Origin of the sequence: Ralstonia sp. ASV6, from assembly GCF_016429285.1 — a bacterium.
Taxonomy (GTDB): domain Bacteria; phylum Pseudomonadota; class Gammaproteobacteria; order Burkholderiales; family Burkholderiaceae; genus Ralstonia; species Ralstonia flaminis.
On record NZ_JAELUI010000261.1, the window covers coordinates 1 to 3,891 of the forward strand.

Sequence of the window (3,891 nt, forward strand, 5' to 3'; positions counted from 1 at the left end):
ATCCAGGACTTCGGACGCAAGCCGGCAGGCCACGCGCATCTGCGCAATGTCTTCGGCGGTGTGAATGGTAACGGCCATGCTGTGACTCTTTCTGCACGCAGGCGCGCGAGGCGCCGCGTTATAACTAAAGGGTGAATTATCGCACCAAAGCGGCCCGGACGGGGTTTTTGGACGTCTGGTGCTGGTCTTGGCCTGTCGGCCCTCAACGCTTGGAAGGTATTGAGTTGATTGGGTTTTTGGGGCTATAATCGCAGGCTGAGCAGATTGCTGGCCGTGTGGCTGGTATCGCTTGAAATCGCGAGCCGCTTCACCGCGGGTGTCCGTCGTATCGCATGCGAGGGATGTCTGAGGCGGCTTTAGACCTAACCCGACTGGAGAATTTCATGTCCGTGACCATGCGCGAAATGCTGGAAGCCGGTGTCCACTTTGGCCACCAAACCCGCTTCTGGAACCCGAAGATGGCCCCCTTCATTTTCGGTCATCGCAACAAGATTCACATCATCAACCTGGAAAAGACGCTGCCGATGTACCTGGACGCACTGAAGTACGTGCGCCAACTGGCAGCCAACCGGGGCACCATCATGTTCGTCGGCACGAAGCGTCAGTCGCGCGAGATCCTGGCTGAGGAAGCCGCTCGTGCAGGCATGCCGTATGTCGACAGCCGCTGGCTCGGTGGCATGCTGACCAACTTCAAGACGGTCAAGACCTCGATCAAGCGCCTGAAGGACATGGAAGCCGCCAAGGAAGCTGGCGCGACGGACACCATGAGCAAGAAGGAAGCGCTGATGTTCGAGCGCGAGATGGACAAGCTGACGAAGTCCATCGGCGGTATCAAGGATATGGGCGGCATTCCGGACGCCATCTTCGTGGTCGACGTTGGCTACCACAAGATTGCCGTGACTGAAGCTGCCAAGCTGGGCATTCCGGTGATCGGCGTGGTTGATACGAACCACTCGCCGGAAGGCATCGACTACGTCATCCCGGGTAACGACGACTCGAGCAAGGCTGTTGCGCTGTACGTGCGCGGCGTGGCCGACGCGATCCTGGAAGGCCGCGCCAACGCGGTCCAGGAAGTGGTTGAAGCCGCTCGCGGCGGCGACGACTTCGTCGAAGTCCAAGAAGGCTAAAACACAAGAAGGCGCGCACCCGCCGCATTGCCGAGCGGGAAGCGCGTCAGGCCGCTTCGATGTTTGTGCATCGAAACCAATGGCCAGACAGGGGCGCGTAACAAACGCCCCTTTTTTTTGAAATTTGTCATGCGGATGCCCCACGCGCGTCGTATTTCGTGGGGCGGCCGGATACAACCCGGACGACAGGCCGGCGTAGCGTGACGGCGGGCGAAGGCCGATCCGCACGCAGCTGGACGACGATCTGAAACAAGGAGCATGAGAATGGCGGCAATTACCGCAAGCATGGTTGCAGAACTGCGCGCGAAGACCGACGCGCCGATGATGGAATGCAAGAAGGCCCTGACGGAGGCCGAAGGCAACCTGGAAAAGGCAGAAGAAATCCTGCGCGTGAAGCTGGGTAACAAGGCCGGCAAGGCTGCCGCCCGTATCACCGCTGAAGGCGTGGTTGCTGCTGCAGTGGACGGTTCGACCGGTGCGCTGGTTGAGATCAACTGCGAAACCGACTTCGTTTCGAAGAACGACTCCTTCCTGGCCTTCGCCAACTCGGTGGCTGCTTTGATCGCCAAGAGCAATCCGGCTGATGTTGCGGCTATCGGTGCGCTGCCGCTGTCGCAAGACGGTTTCGGCCCGACTGTTGAAGACGTGCGCGTGGGTCTGATCGGCAAGATCGGCGAGAACATGACGATCCGCCGCTTCAAGCGCTACGAGGGCAGCAAGCTGACTTCGTACCTGCACGGCGCCCGTATCGGCGTGATGGTGGCGTTCGAAGGCGACGAAGTGGCGGCCAAGGACGCTGCAATGCAAGCTGCAGCCATGAAGCCGGTGTCGCTGTCGGCTGATGACGTGCCGGCCGATCTGGTTGCCAAGGAGCGCAGCGTTGCAGAGCAAAAGGCTGCCGAATCGGGCAAGCCGGCTGAAATCGTTGCCAAGATGGTGGAAGGCAGCGTGCAGAAGTATCTGAAGGAAGTCTCGCTGCTGAACCAGCCGTTCGTGAAGAACGACAAGCAGACCGTTGAGCAGATGCTCAAGGCTGCCAACACGACCGTGAAGGCTTTCACGCTGTTCGTGGTGGGCGAGGGCATCGAGAAGAAGCAAGACGACTTCGCTGCTGAAGTGGCCGCCCAAGTGGCTGCTGCAAAGCAACAGGCGTAATGCTGCAGCGATTGCTTCCGATGGAACGGAAATCAGCCCGCCGGCGCAGGCCGGCAGGGCAACTTTTCTCCATCGGCGCGATCGTATAATGCCGAACAAACAGGGCACCGCAAGGTGCCCTGTTTGTAGGTGCAGCCTGCTTGCGCGGGCATCGTTTGGTTGATCTGAGTCCAGACGGCTTCCGCGCAAGAAGGTTGCGAGATGAACGAAGCTCCGCTTCGTCTGTCGCAGCTGTCATTCCCCCTTTCCTGTCTCCCGTACCAGGAATCGTCAAGAGGATCTCCATGCCTGCCTACAAGCGCGTTCTACTCAAACTTTCCGGCGAAGCCCTGATGGGCGACGATGCCTTCGGCATCAACCGCAGCACCATCGAAGGGATGGTCAATGACATCGCCGAAATCGTGAAGCTGGGCGTGCAGGTGGCGGTGGTGATCGGTGGTGGCAACATCTTCCGCGGTGTCGCGGGCGGTGCGGCCGGTATGGATCGCGCCACGGCCGATTACATGGGCATGCTGGCCACGATGATGAACGCACTGGCCCTGCAAGACGCCATGCGCCACGCCAACCTCGAAGGTCGAGTGCAATCGGCGCTGCGCCTGGACCAGGTGGTCGAGCCGTACATCCGCCCCCGCGCGATCCGTCAGCTGGAAGAGGGCAAGATCGTGATCTTCGCGGCCGGCACCGGCAACCCGTTCTTCACCACCGACACTGCAGCCGCGTTGCGCGGCTCGGAAATCGGCGCGGAGATCGTTCTCAAGGCCACCAAGGTTGATGGCGTCTACACCGCCGACCCGAAGAAGGACCCGAGTGCCACCCGCTACACCACCATCACGTTCGACGAGGCCATCTCGCGCAACCTGCAGGTGATGGATGCGACCGCTTTCGCGCTGTGCCGCGACCAAAAGCTGCCGATCAAGGTGTTCTCCATCCAGAAGCCGGGCGCGCTCAAGCGCGTGATTCTGGGTGAAGATGAAGGCACGCTGGTGCACGTCTGAGGTTGGCGAGAAGCTGCCTTGTAAGCGCCTTTTTTACCGCTCGCTGACCCCATGTAAATGGCGTTGGCGAGTGGCTTCCATGTAAAATCGCCTATTGTCTTTTTGGTTTTGCCGGTGCCCTGTGTCGAATTCCGGGGCGCATGTCCGGCAGGCCGCCGTTATCGTTCGGAGGAAGTATGAGCGTCGCCGATGTCAAGAAGAATGCCGAGCAGAAGATGCAGAAGTCGATCGAGGCTCTCAAGACGGATTTGGCCAAGATCCGCACTGGGCGTGCCCACACCGGCCTGCTTGATCACGTGCAAGTCGATTACTACGGCTCGATGGTGCCGATCAGCCAAGTCGCCAACGTGACCTTGGTGGACGCGCGCACGATCGGTGTGCAGCCGTGGGAAAAGAAGATGGTGCAAGTTGTGGAGAAGGCCATCCGTGAAGCGGATCTGGGTCTGAACCCCGCCACCATGGGTGACATCATCCGTGTCCCGACGCCTGCCTTGACCGAAGAGCGCCGCAAGGAGCTGACCAAGGTCGTCAAGGGTGAGGGTGAAGACGCCAAGGTCGCCGTGCGCAATCTGCGCCGCGATGCGAACGAACAACTCAAGAAGCTGGTCAAGGAC

General features: G+C 60.2%; 4 protein-coding genes. All 4 read left to right on the forward strand.

Translation table 11 applies throughout. From position 1 onward, the window contains the following. Positions 1-383 precede the first annotated feature (383 nt). Positions 384-1,127 (forward strand): 30S ribosomal protein S2, encoded by a 744-nt coding sequence (rpsB, locus tag JHD73_RS27015; RefSeq protein WP_199033215.1) that lies wholly within the window; start codon positions 384-386, stop codon positions 1,125-1,127. Positions 1,128-1,391: 264 nt separating this feature from the next. Next, on the forward strand, positions 1,392-2,282 hold the full coding sequence (gene tsf / locus JHD73_RS27020; protein ID WP_199033216.1) for a translation elongation factor Ts: 891 nt from the start codon (positions 1,392-1,394) through the stop codon (positions 2,280-2,282). A gap of 284 nt (positions 2,283-2,566) precedes the next feature. After that, positions 2,567-3,277, forward strand: coding sequence for a UMP kinase (gene pyrH / locus JHD73_RS27025; protein ID WP_009238238.1), 711 nt, complete (start codon positions 2,567-2,569; stop codon positions 3,275-3,277). Between the two features lie 176 nt (positions 3,278-3,453). Further along, positions 3,454-3,891: ribosome recycling factor (gene frr / locus JHD73_RS27030; protein ID WP_199033217.1), on the forward strand; the 438-nt coding region annotated here is incomplete at its 3' end.